The following is a 20,773-nucleotide window of genomic DNA, read 5'->3' as shown; positions in this document are numbered from 1 at the left end:
GCGCCGTTGCGGCAGTAGGGTGACGCCCGTGGCACCACGACCCTTGCACGAGATTGTCGAAGCGGGATGGGCCAAGGCCCTGGAACCGGTGGCCGGACGCATCGCCGCGATGGGTGAGTTCCTGCGCGCGGAGATCGCCGCGGGGCGCACCTACCTCCCGGCCGGGCATCACGTCCTGCGCGCCTTCCAGCAGCCCTTCGACGAGGTACGCGTTCTGATCGTCGGGCAGGATCCGTACCCGACACCGGGGCACGCGGTGGGGCTGTCGTTCTCCGTCGCCCCGGATGTGCGGCCGCTGCCCGGCAGTCTGGTCAACATCTTCCGCGAGCTGACCGCCGACCTGGGCGTGCCCCAGCCGAGCACGGGTGATCTCACGCCGTGGACCGAGCAGGGCGTGCTGCTGCTCAACAGGGCGCTCACCACGGCCCCGCGACGGCCGGGTGCGCACCGCGGCAAGGGCTGGGAGGAGGTCACCGAGCAGGCGATCCGGGCGCTGGCCGCGCGCGGCAAACCGCTGGTCTCGATTCTGTGGGGCCGCGACGCGCGCAACTGCCGTCCGATGCTGGGCGATCTGCCCGCGGTGGAGTCCGCGCACCCGTCCCCGATGTCGGCCGACCGGGGCTTCTTCGGCTCCCGCCCGTTCAGCAGGGCCAACGACCTGCTGATCCGTCAGGGCGGCCAGCCGGTGGACTGGCGCCTGCCGTGAGCGGGACCGGGGCCGAGCCGGGGTCCGGCTTCCTCGCCGTCGACTCCGGCGGTTCGGGTCTGCGGGTCGTCGTGGGGACGGCCGGGCGGGGACCGCTCGCCCGTGCCGCCTCCGGCGAACCGGTGCGCACCGGTGCCGGGGGGATCGACGCCGGCCACCTTCTGGAGCAACTGCTGCCCCTGGCCCGGTCCTTGGCCGCCGAGGCGGGTGCCGGGCGGCTGGAGACGGCGGTGGTCGGGGCGGCCGGCCTGGCCAGCCTGGGCGACGAGCTGCGGGCCGAGCTGCCGGGTGCGTTCGCCCGGGAGCTGGGCACGCGGCGGACCGCGCTGGCCGCCGACGCGGTCACGGCGTACGTCGGCGCCCTCGGGCCGCGCCCGGGTGCGGTGGTCGCCGCCGGTACGGGTCTGATCGCGGTCGGCACGGATCTGACCGGCTGGCGCCGGGCCGACGGCTGGGGCCATCTGCTCGGCGACTGCGGCGGCGGCGCCTGGATCGGCCGGGCGGGCCTGGAGGCCGCGCTGCGCGCCCACGACGGCCGCCCGGGCGGCTCCGCCCCGCTGCTGGCGTGCGCCGAGGAGATGTTCGGTCCCGCCGCGGGACTGCCTGGGCAGCTGTATCCGCGCGCCGACCGGCCTGCCGTCCTCGCCTCGTTCGCGCCGCGGGTCGCCGAGTGCGCACCGGACGACCCGGTCGCCGGGAGCATCCTGCGGGCGGCGGCGCGGCACATCGCGGACTCGGCCGCGGCCGTTCTCCCGCGAGGCGGCGACGCCGAGCCGCTGGTCGCGCTCACGGGTGGTCTGCTGAATCTCGGCGACCCGCTGGTGACGGCGGTGGACGAGGAGCTGGCGAAGCGGGTGCCGGGCGTGCCGCGGGTGCCTGCGGAGGGGGATCCGCTGCACGGGGCGGTGCGGATCGCCACCGATCTCGCCACCGGCTCGTTCACCCTTCCGGGCGACGAGGCGATGCTGTGTGTGACGGGTCCGGCAGATGAGCGGAGCATCCCCGAGCCGGGCACCGACACGTAACGCAAGCGACATATCCGGACGGATACCGCTCACCTGCACCCTCCCCGAACAGGGGAGCCCAAGAAGCCACTAACATGCCGCACCATGAGCACCCCCACTGGGCCCGCGTCCGGCCTGCCAGTACGAATGCCGCGCCCCCGCCAGCCTGGACGGCACCGCCGCCCCGAGCCTCTGGTGGCTCCCGAGGGCGCGCCCGCGCTCGTCCTCGCCGTGCCGGGTACTCCCAGTAGTGCCATTCGCTCGCTCGCCGACGAGGTCGTGAGCATCGCCCGTTCCGAGCTGCCCGGCCTCGACGCCCGGATCGGCTACCTCGACGGCGAGGGCGACGCGAGCGCGGAGTTCCCCGCGCTGCAGGCGGTCCTCGCGCGGACCGCCGAGGAGCGCACCGCCCGCTACGAGCAGGCACGTGCCGCCGGTCACGACGTGAAGGAGCCGGACGGCCCCGTCGCCGTGGTCGTGCCGCTGCTCGCCGGCCCGGACAGCGCACTGCTGCGCCAGGTCCGCCAGGCCGTGATGGACAGCCGGGTCGCCGCCGATCTGACCGATGTGCTCGGCCCGCACCCGCTGCTCGCCGAGGCGCTGCACGTGCGGCTCTCCGAGGCGGGTCTGGCGCGCGCCGACCGCGCCCGCCTGTTCACGGTGGCGACCGCCGCCGACGGCATCATCCTGGCGTCCGTGGGCGGCGACGAGGCGGTGCAGGCGGCCGGGATCACCGGCATGCTGCTCGCCGCGCGTCTCGCGGTGCCGGTGATGGCGGCCGCGCTGGACCAGGAGGGCTCGATCGCCTCCGTCGCCGAGCAGCTGCGCGGCGCCGGTTCCCAGCAGCTGGCCCTCGCGCCGTACCTGATCGGCCCGGAGATCGACCAGAGCCTGATCGCCGAGGCCGCGAAGGAGGCGGAGTGCTCCGCCTCCGAGCCGCTGGGCGCGTACCCGGCGATCGGCAAGCTCGCCCTGGCCAAGTACACGACCGCCCTGGGCATCACCCCGCAGCAGCCGCAGGGCACGCCGGCCCGCTAGACGCGGCCGCCGCACCGGCCGGCAGAGGGGCCCGCTCACCGCGAGCGGGCCCCTCTCGGCGTTCGGCCGGTGCTTGCGGCGGGCCGATGCGTGCGGTGGCGGACACGGCGGCCGGCCCGGTGGCACCGGTCGGCGCCTCTGCGGCCGGCGCCGGTGGTCAGCCGATCACCACGCAGGACGCCGCCGTCACGTCGATCGCGCCCCGCCGGCGCGGCACACCGGTGGCCGGATCCGTCTCGAACCAGGCCACGTCGCCCGAGCGTTCGTTGGCGACGTAGAGGAAGCCGCCGTCCGCGGTGAGCGCGCGGGGCCAGTGGCCGCCGCAGGGCACGGTGGCTGTCAGTTCCGGGACCGCGGCGTCCGGGCCGGCCGTGAACACGGACAGCACGTCCTCGCCCCGGGTCGCGGTCCACACGAAGCGGCCGTCGGGCGAGACGGCCACGCCGGACGGGTAGGCGTCCCCGGCCGGGGCGCCGGGCAGCACCGGCAGCTCGGTGAGCGGCTTGAGCAGGCCCTCGGCGGCGTCCCAGTCGCAGACCAGGAGCGTGGGGCTGAGCTCGTTGAGGACATAGGCCCGGGACCCGTCCGGATGGAAGGCCAGGTGGCGCGGGCCGGAGCCGGGGCGCAGGGCGATCTCCCGGTGCACCACGGGCACGCCGTCGTCGAGGGTGCACACCCGCACCGAGTCCGTGCCGAGGTCGACGCTCACGGCCCAGCGGCCGCTCGGGTCGGGCTGCACCTGGTGGGCGTGCGGCCCCTGCTGGCGCTGCGGGTGGGGCCCGGAGCCGGTGTGCGGCAGCGTCCCGGACGGCGCCGGGGCGAGCGAGCCGTCCGCCAGGACGGGCACGGCGGAGACGCTGCCGGAGCCGTAGTTCGCGGTCAGGACGTGCCCCTCGAACAGGCTGAGGTGGGTCGGCCCGTTCCCGTCGACGGGCACCGGAGGGCCCTGTGGTGCGGGCCGGTCGCCGTCCACCCGGTAGGCGGCCACCGCGCCCTCGGCCGTCTCGCTGACCACGTACAGGGTGCGCCCGTCGGCGGAGAGAACCAGATAGGACGGGTCAGGTACGCCGTTCAGGGCCGTCAGGGCGGTCAGCGCGCCGTCGTCGGGCGAGACCGCCGCGGTGACGATGCCGGGGCCGCCGGCCGCCGTGAAGGATCCGATGAACGCCCGTCGCCTGCCGTCCGTCACGGCTGTTCCCCTCTCGTCCCCTGCCGTCCCCTGCCGCTGTCCGCTCGCCTCCCCTGCCGCCGTGCGGCCGGGGCGTGCCGCGTCCGCCCGACGACCGACGGTAGCAGTCGATCAGTTCAGGTCCGGACCAAGTGCCGAGCGGGCGGCGTCCCCGACGGGTGCGTGCGACGCCCCCCGGCGGGTGCAGGGAGTGCGGCGGCTCAGGCGCGGACCAGCGGCGAGCCGGACGGGGCGCGCAGGGGCGCGGCCAGCTCGGCGAGGGCGCGCTCCAGGCCGTGCAGGTGCTCCAGGGCGGGTTCGGTGGCCGCCGGGGCTGTGCGGGGAGCGATCTCGCGCCCCTCGGTCAGCGCCTCGACCGCCGCTTCCACCCGCCAGCAGGCGGCGGCCAGCCGGGCGTCGTGCGAGGCCTCGGGGTCGGCGGCGACGGCGACCAGGCCGCGGATCTCGCGGGCGCAGTCGTCCAGCAGGTCGAGCACCCGGCGGGCCCGCCGCTTGCGGCCGAGCATCGGGTTGAGCGGATGCACCAGCGGGGCGACGGAGAGCCGCACCCGGGCCAGCAGCTGCTCCAGCTCGGCCACCTTCGGCCGAGGGTCCGCGCCCTCGGTGCCGGAGAGCCGGGCGGCCGTCTCGGCCGTGCAGGCGTGGACGCAGCGCAGGGCGCGCTGGATCCAGGCGTCGGTGACGCTGTGCGTGGTCACGGGCAGGAGGAACGCCACCGCGAGCGCACCGCCGAGCACGCCGACACCGGTCTCCGCCAGCCGCAGCGCCAGCAGGCCCGGGCTGAGCACGCCCAGGAGGCCGTAGAGCATCGCGGCCAGCACGGTCACCCAGAGCATCATCCAGGTGTAGGAGAGGGCGGCGGTGTAGAAGATGCCGAAGACCGCGACGGCCACGATCACGGCGGTGGGCAGCGCGTCGCCGTGCACCGGGACGGCGATCAGCAGGCTGAGCGCGCCGCCGAGCACCGTGCCCGTGAACCGGCGGAAGCCACGGACCAGGGTCTCGCCGCGCGAGGTGGTGTTGACGAAGATCCACCAGGTGGCGCCGACCGCCCAGTACCAGCGCTCGCCGGACACCAGCTGGCCGACGACGAGGGCGAAGCCCGCTCCCGCGGTCGCCTGGACCGCCTGGCGGGTGGTGATGCGGGCCAGGCCGGTTCCGCCCGGCGGCGCCGGCACGGTGGCGGGCGGCATCCGGCGCTCGTAGCACCACAGTCCGAACCGCACGACGGCGGCGGTGAGCACGGACAGCAGCACGGAGGCGTACAGCTCGGGCAGCCTGCCCGGCGTCGCCTGCAGGAACTGCGCCACGAAGTACGTCATGAACGCGAACACACCGAGGCTGTGCCCGCGCGGGCCCCAGCGCCGGGCGTAGACGCCCGCGCCGACCACGGCGAGGAAGGCGAGGTCCCGGGCGAGCGGCTGGTCGTGCAGCTCGGCCGCGAGGGCGAGCACGGGCAGGCCGACGGCCGGCAGCAGCGCCGTGGTGACCGCCTGTTCGCGGACGGTGGCGTCGGTGACGGTGAACAGCGCGAGCAGGGCGGCGAGGCCGCCGGTGACGGCACCCACGAGCGAGTGTCCGGCCAGGCCGCACACGAGGACGGCCAGACCGATGCCGAGCACGGCACGGGTCGCGAAGCGCAGCCGCACGCGACCCGGGTCCGGAGCCATGAACGCCCTCTTCAGCACCGTCTACCGCCCCCTGGAAGGTCCATCGGAATGTGGCATGAAAAAGGCGCCGCGGACATCCGCAGCGCCATCGACCCCTCTATATCACCATCACTGCCACCAACGGCTCAAGCAACCAGCTTCTCACTATGCCATTGGTACAGTACGAAGCCCCGAAGAGCGGCCGCTGGAGTGCCAACGGCCGACGCTGACCCGAGGAGGCCGCCTGCCATGGCCGTGGACGAGCTGGACACCCGCATCCTGCGGCTGCTGCTCGAGCAGCCCCGTACCAGCGTGCGGGAGTACGCCCGCATCCTCGGCGTGGCCCGCGGCACGCTGCAGGCCCGCCTGGACCGCATGGAGCGCGAGGGCGTGATCACCGGCACCGGCCCCGCTCTCTCCCCCGCCGCACTGGGGCATCCGGTGCTCGCGTTCGTGCACATCGAGGTCACGCAGGGCCATCTGGACGAGGTCGGCGACGCGCTCGCGGACGTGCCGGAGATCGTCGAGGCGTTCTCCATCACCGGCGGCGGCGATCTGCTGACCCGGGTGGTGGCGCGGGACAACGAGCATCTGGAGGACGTGATCCAGAAGCTGATCAGCCTGCCCGGTGTGGTGCGCACCCGCACCGAGGTGGCGCTGCGCGAGCGGGTTCCGCACCGGCTGCTGCCGCTGGTGGAGTCGATCGGGCGCGGTGCCCGCGGCTGAGACACCGGGATCACCTGCGCCGCGATGTCCGGCTCGCGTGCGATCAGACACCCCGCCCCATGTGTGATCTTCAGCACGCCCCCTGCCGAGACCCTCGACTCTTTGCCCGGAATGCCCGGTTCGCGGGCCGCTGAGCGGGGCGGACGGCACCCGGAGGGCGGTGACGGCACGTCAACTGGCCCAGGAGCCGCGAGATGCGCCGAAAGATTTTTCCCGGAACGCTGATTGTCTTGCCGCTGCCGTGCGTACTTCCTGCTGTTGGGCCGTTCTTATCCCAGGAGGCACGATGCGCATCTCGCGCAGCACGGCAGGAACCGCGTTCGTGGGCGGAGCCATGGTGCTCACCCTCGCCGCGCTCGCTTATCCCACCATGCTGGGCGTGCAGAACACATCGACCAAGCAGGACCGCATCATCGCCAACACCAACTACGGTCCGCTGACGGAGGCGGACCGCGACTTCGTGGTGAAGGTGCGGGCTGCGGGCCTCTGGGAGCACCCCCTGGGCCTGATGGCGATGAAGCGCGGCACCACGAAGGAGATGAAGGAGGCGGGCGAGCATCTCGTCGTCGGGCACGGCCGGCTGGACGAGAGCTGCCGCAAGATCTCGCTGGAGCTGGGCATCACGCTGCCCAACCAGGCGTCGCCGCAGCAGGAGCAGTTCGTGCAGACCGTGAACTCCGCCACCGGCAAGGAGTTCGACTCGGTCGCGGTGAACATCATGCGGGTGACGCACGGCCAGATCTTCCCGGTCATCGCCAAGGTGCGTGCCACCACCCGCAACTCGCTGATCCGGCAGCTGGCCGACCAGGCCAACGACACCGTGCTCGACCACATCACCGTCCTGGAGAAGACCGGCCTGGTCAATCAGGAGCAGGTCAACTTCCAGCAGACCAACCCGCCCAAGATGCCCGCGGAGCAGGTGACCCCGCCGGCGCCGGCGGCCGGCGCACCGGTGAAGGTCCTGGAGATCCCGGAGAATCTGAAGGACCTCAACACCGCCTCGCCCGCTCCGACGCCGTCGCCGTCGGGCGAGGTCAAGTAACGGCCCGCCCCCGGTGGCCCCCTTCGGCACCTCCCTATGACCTGCGGCGGGGCTTGCCCCGCCGTGGGTTCCCGGTGGCGCCGCCGGTGCCTCCCCGGCGGCCGCTGCCCTTGCCGGTGGCCGCCGCCCGCCGATTCCCGGCCCGGTCCCGGCCGGTGCGGCGCTCCTTGTCCCGCCCCGCGGGCTCGGGCCGCTTGCGGCCGCGGGTGCTGTTGACGGTCCGGCCGCGGACGATGCCGATGAAGTCCTCCACCTGGTCGGTGTGCGCGTCCTCCCGCCAGGCCAGCGCCACGCTGGACGCGGGGGCGTCCGTCAGGGGCCGGTGGGTGAGGTCCCTGCGGTGGTGCAGCCGGGCCAGCGACAGCGGCACCACGAGCACCCCGATCCCCGCGGCGACCAGCTCCACGGCGTCGGCGGTGGTGGCGGGCCGCTCCAGGGCGGGCCTGCCGGGCAGGGTGTCCCAGCCGAGGACGTCGTCGAGCGGGTGCAGCACGATGTCGTCGGCCAGGTCCTCGGGAGACACCTCGTCGACGGCCGTCACCAGATGGTCCTTGGGCACCACGACGACGGTCTGCTCGGTGTAGAGGGGGATCGCGCTGAACACCGTCCGGTCGACGGGCATCCGGACCAGGCCGGCGTCCGCGTCCCGGTCGCGCAGCCGCTCGACCGCCTCACCGGGCTGCGCCTGGGTGAGGGTGAGCGGGACGCCGGGCAGCCGCTCGTTCCAGATGCGCACCCATTTGTCGGGCATCACGCCGGGGACGTACACGAGCCGGAACGACGGGGACACTTCCGAGCCTGTCACCAGGCCAGGTTACCGGCCGTGGCCCCGCCCGGGGTCACCGGCCGTGGCGGCGCCCGGGCGCCCGCTCGATACGCTGGACCCATGACGTCGCACCAGAACACCCAGACGATGAAGCCCGCGACCGCGGCGAAGAAGCTGGGTGTGTACCTCGAGGCCACCCCCGCCGAGTTCCGTGAGGGCATGGTCTCGCGGGACGAGCTGAACGCGCTGCAGGCCGACCCGCCCGAGTGGCTGCGGGACCTGCGGCGCAACGGCCCGCACCCGCGTCCGGTGGTCGCGGCGAAGCTGGGTGTGTCCATCTCCGGGCTGGCGCGCGGCGGGGTCACCGAGCCGCTGACCACCGAGCAGATCGAGGCACTGAAGCAGGAGCGCCCCGAGTGGCTGGAGCGGGAGCGCGCCACCCAGGCGGAGGTCCGCAAGGAGGCGGCCCTGCTCAAGCAGCAGCGCAAGGCGGAGCGCGAGACTCGCTGAGACCCGCCCGCATCCGCGCCCGCCCCGGCCATGAACGAAACCGGCGGCCGGTCCGAAGCTCGGACCGGCCGCCGGTTCGGTGGTGACGTCAGCTAGCGCTCCAGACTCTCGTCGACCGGCTCCAGGGACTCCTCCCCGGACTTGGGGGCCGGGGCGGCCGTCGCGGCGCCGCGGCCCGCCAGGCGGAGGGCGATGGGCTCGGTGTAGCGGGCGGTGAGCGGGCCGAGGATGACCAGCACCAGGACGTAGGCGGTGGCCAGGGGGCCCAGCTGGGGTTCGACACCGGCGGTGACCGCAAGGCCGGCGATGACGATGGAGAACTCACCGCGGGCGACCAGCGTGCCGCCCGCGCGCCAGCGCCCCTTGGGCGAGACTCCGGCCCGGCGTGCGGCCCAGTAGCCGGTGGCGATCTTGGTGAGCGCGGTGACCACGGCGAGGGCCAGGGCCGGCAGGATCACCGGCGGGATCGACTGCGGGTCGGTGTGCAGGCCGAAGAAGACGAAGAACACCGCGGCGAACAGGTCCCGCAGGGGCGCCAGCAGGTTGTGCGTGCCCTCGGCGACCTCGCCCGACAGGGCGATACCGACCAGGAAGGCGCCGACCGCCGCCGAGACCTGCAGCTGCTGGGCCAGGCCCGCGACGAGCAGGGTGAGGCCCAGCACCACCAGCAGGAGCTTCTCCGGGTCCTCGCTGGAGACGAAGCGGGAGATGACCCGGCCGAAGCGGACGGCGACGAAGAGCACGAGCCCGGCGACCCCGAGCGCGATGGCCAGGGTGACGCTGCCCGCGGCCAGGCTGACGCCGGCCAGCAGGGCGGTGATGATCGGCAGGTAGACCGCCATCGCCAGGTCCTCGAGCACCAGGATGCTGAGGATGACCGGGGTCTCGCGGTTGCCGAGGCGTCCCAGGTCGCCGAGCACCTTGGCGATCACACCGGACGAGGAGATCCAGGTGACGCCGGCCAGCACCACGGCCGCGACCGGCCCCCAGCCCATCAGCAGTGCGAGGGCGGCGCCGGGCAGGGCGTTGAGCGCCATGTCCACCAGGCCGGCCGGGTACTGGGTCTTGAGGTTGGAGACCAGGTCACTGGCCGTGTACTCCAGACCCAGCATGAGCAGCAGCAGGATCACACCGATCTCGGCGCCGATCGCGACGAACTCCTCACTGGCGCCGAGCGGCAGCAGCCCGCCCTCGCCGAACGCCAGTCCGGCGAGCAGGTAGAGCGGGATCGGTGAGAACTGCAGGCGCCCGGCGAGCCGGCCCAGCAGACCGAGGCCGAGAATGATCGCACCGAACTCGATCAGGAAGATTGCAGAAGAGTGCACGTGCTCACTCCCGGTCGAGTATCCGGGCCGCCGCCTCGACGCCTTCGCGGGTGCCGATGAGGATCAGCGTGTCGCCGCCCGCCAGGCGGAAGTCCGGCGCCGGCGACGGAATCGCCTCCGCCCTGCGCAGCACCGCCACGATCGACACGCCCGTCTCGGTGCGCATCCGGGTCTCGCCGAGCAGGCGGCCGTTCCAGTAGGAGGTGGTGGACAGCTCGATCCGCTCGGCGACCAGACCGAGGTCGGTGGTGTGCAGCAGGTTCGGGCTGTGGTGGTCGGGCATCAGCGCGTCTATCAGCGCCGCCGACTCGGCGACCGTCAGCTTCAGCGACTGGGCGCAGGCGTCGGGGTCGTCGGAGCGGTAGATGTTGACCGTGCGGGCGCCGTCCCGGTGCGCGATGACGGACAGGTGCTGGTGCTCACGCGTCGTGAGGTCGTATTGCACGCCGATGCCAGGCAGCGGCGTGGTGCTCATCCGTGGAGCAGGCACAGCCCGTCCCCTTCCAGTTCTGCTTCGTTCTTGGTCGTGCGACATGCCGGGCATGCCGAATGTGGCGCTTCATCGTACTGATGGTCCACACCCACGGCGGACATCGTGCCATCCGGCCGTTCGGCGCGGACATGGGTGTCGCCACGGATGGACAGACGCCCGCCGCGGCACCAGGATCCCCGCCGGAGGTCGTGTCGCCGCGACCCGGCCCGCCCGCGTAGACGTCCGCGCCCGCGGGTACCCGGTGGCACCCGGGGACGGGAGTGAGCAGTGAACGACACCGTGATCGTGGGAGTGGACGGCTCGCCGCACAGTCTCGCCGCGGTCGACACCGCGGCCCGCGAGGCCCGTCTGCGCGGCGCCGGGCTGAGGATCGTGCACGCCTTCAGCCACGCGGCGGATCTGGACCCGATGATCCACGGGGCCCTCGCGCAGGCCGAGCAGCGGGCCGCCGACCTCTTCCCCGATCTGGAGATCGCCAGGACGGTGGCGGCCGGGGACACGCTGACGGTGCTGCAGAGCGAGTCGCGGCACGCGGTGCTCGCGGTGGTCGGCAGCCGCGGGCACAGCGGGTTCGGCGATCTCCTGCTCGGCTCGACGGTGGTGAAACTGGCCGCGCACGGGTACTGCCCGGTGATGGTGGTCCGCGGGCGCCCCGCCCCCGAAGGGCCGGTGCTGCTCGCCGTGGACGGCTCCGAGGCCGGGGCGGCCGCCGTGGGCTTCGCCTTCCGGGAGTGCGCGCTGCGCGGGGCGCCGCTGGTGGCGATGCATGTGTGGAACACCTGGAGCGAGCCCACGCCCTACGCGGGCCCGGCCGACCCGCTGAACGTCGTGGTCGACCTGGACCAGCTGCGCGAGACGCACGAGCGGCTGCTGGCGGACGCGGTGGCGGCGGAGCGCGCCGCTCGTCCGGAGGTCCCCGTGGAGCTGCGGGCGGAGCGGGGCCGGGTGCGGCACGCGCTGCTGGAGGCCTCGAAGGACGCCCAGCTGCTGGTCACCGGGGCGCGCGGGCACGGCGGCTTCACCGGGCTGCTGCTGGGCTCGGTGAGCCAGGCGCTGCTGTACCACGCCGACTGCCCGGTGGTCGTGGTGCGCCACCGGGAGTGAACCGCGTTCCCGGAGTGAGCCGGGGCCCGCTCGCTCGGGGCGCGTACGGCCGGGGTCCCGCTCGGAGCACCCGCGGTCGCGTCCCGCCCCGGGCACGCACGGTCAGGCGCCCGCGAGGAAGCTGAGGCGTACCCGGCGCTCGGGGTTGTCGCGGTTGGTGTCGACCAGACAGACCGACTGCCAGGTGCCCAGCTCCAGGCGGCCGCCGATCACCGGGAGGGTGGCGTGCGGCGGGACCAGGGCGGGCAGCACATGGTCGCGGCCGTGGCCGGGGCTGCCGTGCCGGTGCTGCCAGCGGTCGTCGGCGGGCAGCAGGGTGTGCAGGGCCGCCAGCAGGTCGTGGTCGCTCCCCGCGCCGGTCTCGATGATCGCGATCCCGGCGGTGGCGTGCGGCACGAAGACGTTCAGCAGACCGTCGCGGCCGGCCGCCGTGTCCCGCAGGAAGGACTCGCAGTCGCGGGTGATGTCGACGACCCTCTCCGCGGATCCGGTGGCGACGGTGAGGACTCGGGTGGTGAAGGCATCTGACATGCCCTCCATCCTCACCCATGCGCCGGGCTTCGCCGGGGAGGCGGGAAGTTCCACGGACACGGCACGGTTGTTGAAACCGTGAACACCAACCGTGAGGTCGACGTGGTCGTCATCGGCGCCGGGCAGGCGGGCCTGTCCAGCGCCTACCACCTGCGGCGCACCGGCTTCGTGCCGGACCGCGACTTCGTGGTGCTGGACCACTCCCCGGGTCCCGGCGGCGCCTGGCGGCACCGCTGGCCGTCCCTGACGTACGGCAAGGTGCACGGCATGCACGCGCTGCCCGGCATGGAGCTGACCGGCGCCGACCCGGAGCGCCCCTCCGCCGAGGTGATCACCGAGTACTTCGACCGCTACGAGCGGACCTTCGGCCTGCGGGTGCGGCGCCCCGTGGATGTGCGGGCCGTGCGCGAGAACGGCGACGGGCGGCTGCTGGTGGAGTCGTCCGGCGGCTCCTGGACGGCACGGGCCCTGATCAGCGCCACCGGCACCTGGGACCGGCCGTTCTGGCCGCGCTATCCCGGCCAGGAGACCTTCCGGGGACGGCAGCTGCACACCGCGCAGTACCCGGGGCCCGAGGCGTTCGCCGGGCTGCGGGTGGTCGTGGTGGGCGGCGGGGCCTCGGGTACCCAGCATCTGCTGGAGATCGCCCCGTACGCGGCGAGCACCACCTGGGTGACCCGGCGCCCGCCGGTGTTCCGCGAGGGACCGTTCGACGCGGAGGCCGGGCGGGCGGCGGTGGCCCTGGTGGAGGAGCGGGTGCGGCAGGGTCTGCCCCCGCGCAGCGTGGTCTCGGTGACGGGGCTGCCGCTCACCGAGGCGATCCGGCAGGGCATCGCCGACGGTGTCCTGGACCGGCAGCCCATGTTCGACCGGATCACCCCGGACGGCGTTCAGTGGCCAGACGGGCGGCGGATCGAGTCCGACGTCATCCTCTGGGCCACGGGTTTCCGTCCGGCGGTGGACCATCTCGCTCCGCTGCGGCTGCGCGAACCGGGCGGCGGCATCCGGATGGAGGGCACGCGGGTGGCCGCCGATCCGCGCATCCATCTGGTCGGCTACGGCCCGTCCGCCAGCACCATCGGCGCGAACCGCGCCGGGCGCGCCGCGGTGCGGGACATCAGGCGGCTGCTCGCCGAGCAGCCGCTCGCCGCGGCCTGACGGGCGGCCGGTGCGGACGGGGGATGCCCGCCCGCACCGCCCGGGTGGCGCGGGTGGCGCGGGTGGCGCGGAACGGTGCAATCGCTGCCCGGTGCGCCGGTGCACCCGGCGGCGCACCGGCGCACCGGCTCACCCCTGGGCGGCCGCCTTCTTCTGCTCGTTCTCCTGCTCGTTCTTCTGCTCGGCGGCCTTCTTCCGTGCGGCGTCGCGCTCGGCGACATTGCGCTGATGCTCCTTGAGGTCTGCGGTGAAGCGGGTGTCGCCGGGCTTGACCGTGACGAAGTAGAGCCAGTCGCCGGGGGTGGGGTTGATCGCGGCGCGCAGCGCCTTCTCGCCGGGGTTGCCGATGGGGGTCGGCGGCAGGCCCATGCGCTGATAGGAGTTGTAGGGACTGTCGACCTTGGTGTCGGCGGCCTTGGCGTGCAGGGTGGGCCGGCCGAGGGCGTAGGAGACCGTGGAGTCCATCTGCAGCGGCATGCCGCGTTCCAGCCGGTTGAAGATCACCCGGGCCACCTTGCCCATGTCGTCCTCGGTGGAGGCCTCCGCCTGGACGATGCTGGCGATGGTGACCGCCTGGTAAACGTTCATGGCGTTGCGCTGCGCACCGGCGGCGATCGGCACCCCGTTGAACTTCCGGTGGGCGGCCTCGGCCATCTCGGCCAGCAGCTTCTCGGGGGTCGTCCCCTTCTGCAGCGGATACGTCCCGGGGAAGAGGTAGCCCTCGGGGTTGCCCTCCGCGTCGCCGGGCAGCTTGAGGCGGGCCTTGGCGAGGGACTTCTGGGTGGTGCCCGCGGGCAGGGCGAGGGCCTTGTCGACGGCGGCGTAGACCTGGTTCGCGCGCCAGCCCTCCGGGACGACCAGCGCGGTGGGGCGGGCATCGCTCTCGTCCCCCAGGATCAGCAGCGGCACCGCCACGGCGGTGCCTGCCACGACGGCCCCGGTCGCCATGAGGGCGAGACGGCCCCGGCGCGTCAGCCGGATCGAGTTCCGTGACGGAGTGTTGGTCTGCATGCGGGCACGGTAACCCTCATATCGTCATAATCCCGGCATATTTTCAGTTTGTCGGTTCCAGTTGAGCATCCCGGCGTACCAGCGCCGCGTACCGTCCGCCCCGCTCCAGCAGTTCCTCGTGCGTGCCGCGCTCGACCACCTGCCCGGAGTCGAGCACCACGATCTGGTCGGCGTTGCGGACGGTGGACAGCCGGTGGGCGATGGTGATGGTGGTGCGGTCGGCCGACAGGGCGTCGATGGCCTTCTGCACGGCGGCCTCGGTCCGGGTGTCGAGGGCGCTGGTGGCCTCGTCGAGGACCAGCACCGGCGGATCGCGCAGGATGGTGCGGGCGATGGCCAGCCGCTGCTTCTCGCCTCCGGAGAAGCGGTGCCCGCGCTCGCCGACGACCGTGTCGTAGCCGTCGGGCAGGGAGGCGATGTGGTCGTGGATCTGCGCCGCCTCGGCCGCCGCGCGCAGCTCCTCGTCGGTGGCGTCCGGCTTGGCGAAGCGCAGGTTGTCGGCGACCGAGGCGTGGAAGAGGTACGTCTCCTGGGAGACCACGCCGACCGCGCGGGCCAGGGTGTCGAAGTCGAGGTCGCGCACGTCGACCCCGTCGAGGGTGACCCGGCCGCCCGTCACGTCGTACAGGCGGGGCACCAGATGCCCGAGGGTGGACTTGCCCGCGCCGGTCGGGCCGACCACGGCGAGGCTGGAGCCGTCGGGGACGGTGATGTCGATGCCGTCGAGGACGGTGGTGCCCTTGCCGTCGTAGCGGAACTCGACGTTCTCGAAGCGGACCTCGCCCTTGACCCGCTCCAGGCGCACCGGGTCGGGGCGCTCGGTGATGTCGACCGGCAGGTCGAGGTACTCGAAGATGCGCTGGAACAGCGCGAGCGAGGCCTGGATCTGCACACCGGTCGACAGCAGGCTCACGGCGGGCCTGAACAGCCCCTGCTGGAGCGAGACGAAGGCGACGAGCGTACCGAGGGAGACGCCGGGGCCGCCCGCCTGGACGGCGATGCCCGCGGTCCAGTAGATGACGGCGGGCATCGCGGCCATGACGACGGTGATCACGGCCATGCGCCAGCGGCCGGCCATGCTCGACCGCACCTCCAGATCCACCAGCGCCTCGGACTCCTCGGCGAACGCCCTGGTCAGGGAGTCCGAGCGGCCCATGGTGCGGCCCAGCAGGATGCCGCTGACGGACAGCGACTCGGTGACCGTGGCGGCCATCGCCGCCATCTGCTTCTGGCGCTGGGTGGTGATCCTCTTGCGCTCGTCGCCGACCCGGCGGCTGATCCACACGAACACCGGCAGCAGAGCCAGCGAGACCACCGTCAGCCGCCAGTCGAGGGCGAGCATCGCCACCACGGTGGCCACCACGCTGGTGAGGTTGGAGACCAGGGAGGTGGCCGTGGAGGTGACCGTCGCCTGCATGCCGCCGATGTCGTTGGCGATGCGGGACTGGACCTCGCCGGTGCGGGTGCGGGTGAAGAAGGCGAGCGACATCCGCTGCAGCCGGCCGTAGACGGCGGTGCGCAGATCGTGCATGACGCGCTGCCCGACCGTGGTGGAGATCAGCGTCTGCAGCACGCCGAACACGCTGGTGAGGACCGCGCTGAGGATCATGCCGAGGGCGAGCAGGCTGAGCAGCCCGGTGCGGCCCTCGGGGAGCGCCACGTCGAGGATCGCCTTCAGCAGGAACGGGGAGGCGACGGTGACCAGCGAGGAGGCGCAGACGAGCAGACCGACGAGCGCGAGCCGGCCGCGGTAGGGGCGGAAGAGGCGCAGGATGCGCCGGACCTGCCGGGGCTGGTCGCTCTGCACGCCGTCGGGCGGGGGCGGGATCACTGGGCCGTGGTCGGGGTGCATGGTCTCCTTCGGCTCGGGCGGGCGGGCCTCGGCTCGCACCGGGGGCGTCCGGTCCGCGCGGGGCGACGCCGGATCAATGGGAGCCTAGCTCATTGTTACCTATGCTCATAATGAATGACCTCCTGATATTGTCTGCGCATGACCTCCCCCGATCCCGACGGCCTGCTGGCCGAGCAGCTGCTTCGGCTCACCCGCCGGGTGCACCGCATCCAGAAGCATCACCTGGAGCGGCGCGAACTCGGCATCACCCCGGCCCAGTCACGGCTGCTGCGCACCCTCGCGCACTACGGCTCACCGCCGCGCATGGCGGACCTCGCCGAGCGGCTGGAGGTGGTGCCCAGGGCGGTGACCACGCTGGTCGACGGGCTGGAGGCGAGCGGCAAGGTGCGGCGGGTGCCCGATCCGGACAATCGGCGGGTGACCCGGATCGAGCTGACCGACGAGGGACGGGCCGCGCTGCGGGAGCTGCGCGCGGCCCGCAGGTCCGCCGCGGAGGAGATCCTCGCCCCGCTGGGGGACCAGCAGCGCAAGATCCTGGGCGAGCTGCTCGACACCCTGGTCGACGGGACCGCGGCTCCGCACTGAGTCCGTTCCCACCGGATCCCGGGCTCCGGCCGGTTCCGGGTGGCGGGGTCGAAAACCGGTTGCCCGCCCGAACGGAACGAGGTCAACCTGTCACGGCTTGCAGCCATTGTCTGCCCTAGCTCCGAGCCCTGGGATCTCATGCGTATTCAAGACCTTCCGTTTCCCGATCCGGGTGTGCCCGACGCGCGTTCGGGCCCCCGGCTCCTGTGGTGGCTCTTCGGCAACCAGCTGTCCGGGCAGCTCGTCGCGCTCGCCTGGGGTCTGCTGCACTTCGCCTCGGTGGCCGCGCTGCCGTTCTGCGTGGGCGTGGCCGTGCAGGCCGCCGTCGACCGCTCCGGTGAACGGCTGGCGCTGGCGGGCGGTCTGCTGGCGCTGGTCTGTGTGAGCAACGCCGTCGGTGACACCTTCCTGCACCGGGCCGCCGTCACCAACTGGATCACCGCCGCCGCCCGCGTCCAGCAGCTGCTGGCGCGCAAGGCCGCCGACCTCGGTGCCGCGCTGACCCGGCGGGTCGCGGCCGGTGAGGTGGTGACCGTGTCCACGGGCGACGTCGAGAAGATCGGCTGGTTCGTGGAGGCCCTCTCCCGTTTCACCGCGGCGGCGGTCACCATCGTGCTGGTCTCCGCGGGCCTGGTCGTCTACCAGCCGGCGCTCGGTGTCGTCGTCGCCGTGGGTGTGCCGGTGCTGGCCTGCGCCGTGCTGCCGCTGCTGCCGCACGCCACCCGGCGGGCCGATGTGCAGCGCGCCAAGGCGGGGCGGGCCACCGAACTCGCCTCCGACACCGTGGCGGGACTGCGGGTGCTGCGCGGCATCGGCGGCGAGGAACTCTTCCTCGAGCGCTACCGGCGCGCCTCCCAGGAGGTGCGGCACGCGGCGGTGCGCAGCGCCCGCATGTGGTCGCTGATCGCCGCGCTCCAGGTGCTGCTGCCGGGGCTGCTGCTGATCGGCGTCGTCGCCTACGGCGTGCACCTCGCCCGCCAGGGCCGGGTCGAGGTCGGTGAACTGGTCGCCGTCTACAGCTCCGTGATGCTGCTCGGCTACCCCCTGCGCCATGTGATGGAGATCGCCATGGCCTACTCGTTCTCCAAGCCCTCCGCCCGGCGGGCCGCGCGGGTACTGGCCCTGGAGCGGGCCATGGACGCCGAGGGCTCGCTGCCCGGGCAGAGCGTGTCCGGCGATCTGTACGACCCGGAGACGGGTCTGTGCGCCCCGTCCGGCCGGCTCACCGCCGTGGTGTGCGGGGACCCCGACGTGGCCGGGAGGCTGGCCGAGCGGCTCGGCGGGCACGCACCCCAGCCGGGCGCCTCGGTGCTGCTCGGCGGTGTGCCGCTGGACGAGCTGCCGCTGGAGAGCGCCCGCGAGGCGGTCCTGGTCCAGGACAAGGACCCGGTGCTGCTGTCCGGCACCCTGCGCGAGCTGCTCGACGTGCCCGCCTCCGGGAAGGTCGAACCGCAGGCCGCGCTGGAGGCCGCGCAGTGCGGGGACGTGCTGGCGGCACTGGTGCAGGGCTCGCTGGACGTCCGGGACCCGATGGACGCGCGGCTCACCGAGCGCGGGCGGTCGCTGTCCGGCGGCCAGCGCCAGCGGCTCGCCCTGGCCCGGTCGCTGGTCGCCGACCCCGAGGTGCTGGTCCTGGACGAGCCAACCTCGGCCGTGGACTCGCACACCGAGGCCCGTATCGCCCAAGGGCTGCGCGATCTGCGGTCCGGGCGGACGACGGTGGTGTTCACCTCGTCGCCGCTGCTGCTGGACCGGGCCGACCGGGTGGTGTTCCTGCACGAGGGCACGGTCGTGGCGGTCGGCACCCACCGCGAGCTGGTGCGCACCGAGCCCCGGTACCGGGCGGTGGTGACCCGGGAGACCGAGGACGAGGCCCGGCTCGAGGAGCCGCGCGACACCCGGGAGGACCGCGCGGCACCGCCGGAGGACCGCGCGGCACCGCCGGAGGTGCCGCACCGGCTGGAGACGTTCGAAGAGCCCGAGGAACTCGAAGAGATCGAGGAGACCGCATGATCGGCGTGGCGCCCCCGGCCCACGACCCGGCGGCCCCGACCACGGCCGGCACCCTGCCCGTGGGTGCCCCCGCCACGGTCCGCGCCTACGTCGGCGAGCTGCTGCGCCGGCACCGCCGGGCCTTCCTGCTGCTGATCACCGTGAACGCGATCGCGGTGATCGCCTCGATGGTGGGGCCCTACCTGCTCGGCACCCTGGTCGAGCGGGTCTCCAGTGGAGCGCGGGAGCTGCATCTGGAGCTCACGGCCGGGTTCTTCCTGCTCGCGCTCCTGGTGCATGCCCTGTTCGTGCAGCAGGTGCGGCTGCGCGGGGCGATGCTCGGCGAGCGGATGCTGGCCGATCTGCGCGAGGACTTCCTGGTGCGGTCGGTGGGGCTGCCGCCCGGGGTGCTGGAGCGGGCCGGCACGGGTGATCTGCTGTCCCGGATCACCACCGACATCGACCGGCTCGGCAACGCCATGCGGGAGGCCGTGCCCACGCTGACCATCGGCGTGGTGTGGGCCGCGCTGCTGCTGGGCGGCCTGGTGGTCACCGCGCCCGAGCTGGCGCCGGCCGTGCTGGTGGCCGTACCGCTGCTGGTGGCCGGGTGCCGCTGGTACTTCCGGCGGGCGCCCTCCGCCTACCGGTCGGAGGCCGCCGGCTACGCCGCCGTGGCCGCCGCGCTCAGCGAGACCGTGGACGCCGGCCGCACCGTGGAGGCGCACCGCCTCGGCGAGCGCCGGGTGGCGCTGTCGGACCGCCGGATCCGGGAATGGACGGCGTGGGAGCGCTACACGCTCTGGCTGCGGTCGGTCCTCTTCCCGGTCGTCAACATCACCCATGTGACCGTGCTCGCCTCGGTCCTGATGATCGGCGGGGTGCTCGTCCTGCAGGGCTGGACGAGTGTGGGCCGGCTGACCACCGGCGCGCTGATCGCCCAGATGCTGGTGGAGCCGGTGCAGCTGATCCTGCGCTGGTACGACGAGCTGCAGGTGGCGCAGGTGTCGCTGGCCCGGCTGGTCGGGGTGCGGGACATCGAACCGGACGCCGGCGACGCCACGCTCACGCCCGACGGGCGGCAGGTGAGGGCGTCGGCGGTCCGCTTCGGCTACCGCGAGGGCGTGGACGTGCTGCGCAAGGTGTCGCTGGAGGTCGCACCCGGCACGCGGATGGCCCTGGTGGGCCCCTCCGGCGCGGGCAAGTCGACGCTGGGCCGGCTGCTGGCCGGCATCTACGAGCCGCGGGACGGCTCGGTGACCCTGGGCAGGGCTGAGCTGTCCCGGATGACCGCGGAGCAGGTGCGGTCGCATGTGGCGCTGGTCAACCAGGAGCACCACGTCTTCGTGGGCTCCCTGCGCGACAACCTGAGGCTCGCCCGGACCGGCGCGCAGGACACCGAGCTGTGGGCCGCGCTTCGCGCGGTCGACGCGGACGGCTGGGTCCGCGCGCTCCCCGGCGGACTCGACACCGAGGTCGGCTCCGGCGGCGTGGCGCTCACCCCGGCCCAGGCCCAGCAGGTCGCGCTGGCCAGGCTGGTGCTCGCCGATCCCCACACGCTGGTCCTGGACGAGGCGACGTCCCTGCTCGACCCGCGCGCGGCCCGGCATCTGGAGCGGTCCCTGGCCCGCGTCCTGGACGGCCGCACGGTGGTCGCCATCGCGCACCGGCTGCACACCGCCCACGACGCGGACGTGATCGCCGTCGTCGAGGACGGCCGGATCAGCGAGCTGGGCAGTCACCAGGAACTGGTCGCGGCGGACGGCGCCTACGCGGCGTTGTGGCGGTCCTGGCACGGGTGAGGTGAACGGCTGGCCGGTCGGGCGGGCTCCTCTCGGGGCCGTCCCGCCGGCTGCCCGGCCGTTCGGGCCCGGCCGGCCCGTGCCCCGGGCGTCCGGCGGGTGCGGGCGTGCCCTGTGACCCCCTGTGCGGAAGTCGTGCCGTTGCGCGGTGCCGAAGCGGGGTGGAAGGCTGGAGTCAGGCATTGGCTCGGGGAACGCCCGGCACCCCGGACGAGGGGCCGGCGGCACCAGTGCCCCGTGCAGTGGCGGCCCGGTGCGGGCCACGGCGGGAACGGATCTGTCCCCGACCCCTG

General features: G+C 73.7%; 19 protein-coding genes. 11 read left to right on the top strand and 8 right to left on the bottom strand.

What is annotated here, in order from left to right; genetic code table 11:
- The first annotated feature begins 28 nt into the window (after window positions 1-28).
- The 3 genes from HCJ93_RS23690 to HCJ93_RS23680 all read left to right on the top strand — a co-directional run bounded on the left by HCJ93_RS23690 (window position 29) and on the right by HCJ93_RS23680 (window position 2,748).
- Window positions 29-706, top strand: a complete 678-nt coding sequence (locus HCJ93_RS23690; protein WP_167997826.1) for a uracil-DNA glycosylase — start codon at window positions 29-31, stop codon at window positions 704-706.
- Complete coding sequence (locus HCJ93_RS23685) at window positions 703-1,731, top strand: N-acetylglucosamine kinase (protein ID WP_167997825.1); 1,029 nt, start codon at window positions 703-705, stop codon at window positions 1,729-1,731. Before HCJ93_RS23690 ends, HCJ93_RS23685 begins: the two co-directional genes overlap by 4 nt.
- Window positions 1,732-1,815: 84 nt before the next feature.
- Complete coding sequence (locus HCJ93_RS23680) at window positions 1,816-2,748, top strand: sirohydrochlorin chelatase (protein ID WP_167997824.1); 933 nt, start codon at window positions 1,816-1,818, stop codon at window positions 2,746-2,748.
- A 157-nt stretch (window positions 2,749-2,905) separates the two neighbouring features.
- Here the strand turns inward: HCJ93_RS23680 and HCJ93_RS23675 are convergent, their stop codons facing one another.
- Both HCJ93_RS23675 and HCJ93_RS23670 read right to left on the bottom strand, forming a co-directional pair.
- The gene (locus HCJ93_RS23675) at window positions 2,906-3,937 is read right to left on the bottom strand and encodes a lactonase family protein (protein ID WP_167997823.1); all 1,032 of its coding nucleotides are present in this window, start codon (window positions 3,935-3,937) and stop codon (window positions 2,906-2,908) included.
- Window positions 3,938-4,137: 200 nt separating this feature from the next.
- A complete protein-coding gene (locus tag HCJ93_RS23670; RefSeq protein WP_167997822.1) occupies window positions 4,138-5,625 on the bottom strand; it encodes an FUSC family protein in 1,488 nt (495 codons plus the stop codon).
- Between the two features lie 210 nt (window positions 5,626-5,835).
- On the opposite strand from HCJ93_RS23670, the gene HCJ93_RS23665 reads away from it, so the two are divergent.
- A complete protein-coding gene (locus tag HCJ93_RS23665) occupies window positions 5,836-6,312 on the top strand; it encodes an Lrp/AsnC family transcriptional regulator (protein ID WP_167997821.1) in 477 nt (158 codons plus the stop codon).
- A 286-nt stretch (window positions 6,313-6,598) separates the two neighbouring features.
- Window positions 6,599-7,354, top strand: coding sequence for a DUF4142 domain-containing protein (locus HCJ93_RS23660; RefSeq protein ID WP_167997820.1), 756 nt, complete (start codon window positions 6,599-6,601; stop codon window positions 7,352-7,354).
- Window positions 7,355-7,388: 34 nt separating this feature from the next.
- Here HCJ93_RS23660 and HCJ93_RS23655 read toward each other — a convergent pair whose 3' ends face one another.
- A complete protein-coding gene (locus HCJ93_RS23655) occupies window positions 7,389-8,159 on the bottom strand; it encodes a LysR family substrate-binding domain-containing protein (RefSeq protein WP_167997819.1) in 771 nt (256 codons plus the stop codon).
- Window positions 8,160-8,240: 81 nt separating this feature from the next.
- Between HCJ93_RS23655 and HCJ93_RS23650 the strand changes: the two genes are divergently transcribed.
- Window positions 8,241-8,630: a DUF5997 family protein gene (locus HCJ93_RS23650; protein ID WP_167997818.1), complete on the top strand. Its 390-nt coding sequence runs from the start codon at window positions 8,241-8,243 to the stop codon at window positions 8,628-8,630.
- A gap of 92 nt (window positions 8,631-8,722) precedes the next feature.
- Here HCJ93_RS23650 and HCJ93_RS23645 read toward each other — a convergent pair whose 3' ends face one another.
- Both HCJ93_RS23645 and HCJ93_RS23640 read right to left on the bottom strand, forming a co-directional pair.
- Window positions 8,723-9,955 carry a cation:proton antiporter gene (locus tag HCJ93_RS23645; RefSeq protein WP_167997817.1) on the bottom strand — a complete coding sequence of 411 codons (1,233 nt, stop codon included), beginning with the start codon at window positions 9,953-9,955 and terminating at the stop codon, window positions 8,723-8,725.
- Window positions 9,956-9,959: 4 nt separating this feature from the next.
- Window positions 9,960-10,430 (bottom strand): cation:proton antiporter regulatory subunit, encoded by a 471-nt coding sequence (locus HCJ93_RS23640; protein WP_167997816.1) that lies wholly within the window; start codon window positions 10,428-10,430, stop codon window positions 9,960-9,962.
- 285 nt (window positions 10,431-10,715) lie between these two features.
- On the opposite strand from HCJ93_RS23640, the gene HCJ93_RS23635 reads away from it, so the two are divergent.
- Window positions 10,716-11,552 (top strand): universal stress protein, encoded by an 837-nt coding sequence (locus HCJ93_RS23635; RefSeq protein WP_309141490.1) that lies wholly within the window; start codon window positions 10,716-10,718, stop codon window positions 11,550-11,552.
- 102 nt (window positions 11,553-11,654) lie between these two features.
- Here the strand turns inward: HCJ93_RS23635 and HCJ93_RS23630 are convergent, their stop codons facing one another.
- Window positions 11,655-12,083, bottom strand: coding sequence for a secondary thiamine-phosphate synthase enzyme YjbQ (locus HCJ93_RS23630; RefSeq protein WP_167997815.1), 429 nt, complete (start codon window positions 12,081-12,083; stop codon window positions 11,655-11,657).
- A gap of 78 nt (window positions 12,084-12,161) precedes the next feature.
- Between HCJ93_RS23630 and HCJ93_RS23625 the strand changes: the two genes are divergently transcribed.
- Window positions 12,162-13,241: an NAD(P)-binding domain-containing protein gene (locus HCJ93_RS23625; RefSeq protein WP_167997814.1), complete on the top strand. Its 1,080-nt coding sequence runs from the start codon at window positions 12,162-12,164 to the stop codon at window positions 13,239-13,241.
- A gap of 129 nt (window positions 13,242-13,370) precedes the next feature.
- Here the strand turns inward: HCJ93_RS23625 and mltG are convergent, their stop codons facing one another.
- Window positions 13,371-14,252: an endolytic transglycosylase MltG gene (mltG, locus tag HCJ93_RS23620; RefSeq protein WP_167997813.1), complete on the bottom strand. Its 882-nt coding sequence runs from the start codon at window positions 14,250-14,252 to the stop codon at window positions 13,371-13,373.
- Between the two features lie 43 nt (window positions 14,253-14,295).
- Window positions 14,296-16,104 (bottom strand): ABC transporter ATP-binding protein, encoded by a 1,809-nt coding sequence (locus tag HCJ93_RS23615; protein WP_167997812.1) that lies wholly within the window; start codon window positions 16,102-16,104, stop codon window positions 14,296-14,298.
- Between the two features lie 138 nt (window positions 16,105-16,242).
- Between HCJ93_RS23615 and HCJ93_RS23610 the strand changes: the two genes are divergently transcribed.
- The 3 genes from HCJ93_RS23610 to HCJ93_RS23600 all read left to right on the top strand — a co-directional run bounded on the left by HCJ93_RS23610 (window position 16,243) and on the right by HCJ93_RS23600 (window position 20,480).
- Window positions 16,243-16,689 carry a MarR family winged helix-turn-helix transcriptional regulator gene (locus tag HCJ93_RS23610; RefSeq protein WP_167997811.1) on the top strand — a complete coding sequence of 149 codons (447 nt, stop codon included), beginning with the start codon at window positions 16,243-16,245 and terminating at the stop codon, window positions 16,687-16,689.
- A 138-nt stretch (window positions 16,690-16,827) separates the two neighbouring features.
- A complete protein-coding gene (locus tag HCJ93_RS23605) occupies window positions 16,828-18,702 on the top strand; it encodes an ABC transporter transmembrane domain-containing protein (protein ID WP_167997810.1) in 1,875 nt (624 codons plus the stop codon).
- A complete protein-coding gene (locus tag HCJ93_RS23600; RefSeq protein ID WP_167997809.1) occupies window positions 18,699-20,480 on the top strand; it encodes an ABC transporter ATP-binding protein in 1,782 nt (593 codons plus the stop codon). The genes HCJ93_RS23605 and HCJ93_RS23600 overlap by 4 nt, the downstream gene beginning before the upstream one ends.
- Window positions 20,481-20,773: the final 293 nt, after the last annotated feature.

The organism is Streptomyces composti (genome assembly GCF_012034205.1).
Classification (GTDB): domain Bacteria; phylum Actinomycetota; class Actinomycetes; order Streptomycetales; family Streptomycetaceae; genus Streptomyces; species Streptomyces composti.
Note: the sequence above shows the minus strand (reverse complement) of the source record. Positions and strands in the feature narration are given on the sequence as shown.

What these genes read in the sequence shown, in the direction of transcription:
- HCJ93_RS23610 (WP_167997811.1), top strand. Translation starts at nt 16,243, where the DNA reads ATGACCTCCCCCGATCCCGACGGCCTGCTGGCCGAGCAGCTGCTTCGG.
- HCJ93_RS23615 (WP_167997812.1), bottom strand. Translation starts at nt 16,104, where the DNA reads ATGCACCCCGACCACGGCCCAGTGATCCCGCCCCCGCCCGACGGCGTG.
- HCJ93_RS23640 (WP_167997816.1), bottom strand. Translation starts at nt 10,430, where the DNA reads ATGAGCACCACGCCGCTGCCTGGCATCGGCGTGCAATACGACCTCACG.
- HCJ93_RS23605 (WP_167997810.1), top strand. Translation starts at nt 16,828, where the DNA reads ATGCGTATTCAAGACCTTCCGTTTCCCGATCCGGGTGTGCCCGACGCG.
- HCJ93_RS23630 (WP_167997815.1), bottom strand. Translation starts at nt 12,083, where the DNA reads ATGTCAGATGCCTTCACCACCCGAGTCCTCACCGTCGCCACCGGATCC.
- HCJ93_RS23665 (WP_167997821.1), top strand. Translation starts at nt 5,836, where the DNA reads ATGGCCGTGGACGAGCTGGACACCCGCATCCTGCGGCTGCTGCTCGAG.
- HCJ93_RS23660 (WP_167997820.1), top strand. Translation starts at nt 6,599, where the DNA reads ATGCGCATCTCGCGCAGCACGGCAGGAACCGCGTTCGTGGGCGGAGCC.
- HCJ93_RS23680 (WP_167997824.1), top strand. Translation starts at nt 1,816, where the DNA reads ATGAGCACCCCCACTGGGCCCGCGTCCGGCCTGCCAGTACGAATGCCG.
- mltG (WP_167997813.1), bottom strand. Translation starts at nt 14,252, where the DNA reads ATGCAGACCAACACTCCGTCACGGAACTCGATCCGGCTGACGCGCCGG.
- HCJ93_RS23600 (WP_167997809.1), top strand. Translation starts at nt 18,699, where the DNA reads ATGATCGGCGTGGCGCCCCCGGCCCACGACCCGGCGGCCCCGACCACG.
- HCJ93_RS23650 (WP_167997818.1), top strand. Translation starts at nt 8,241, where the DNA reads ATGACGTCGCACCAGAACACCCAGACGATGAAGCCCGCGACCGCGGCG.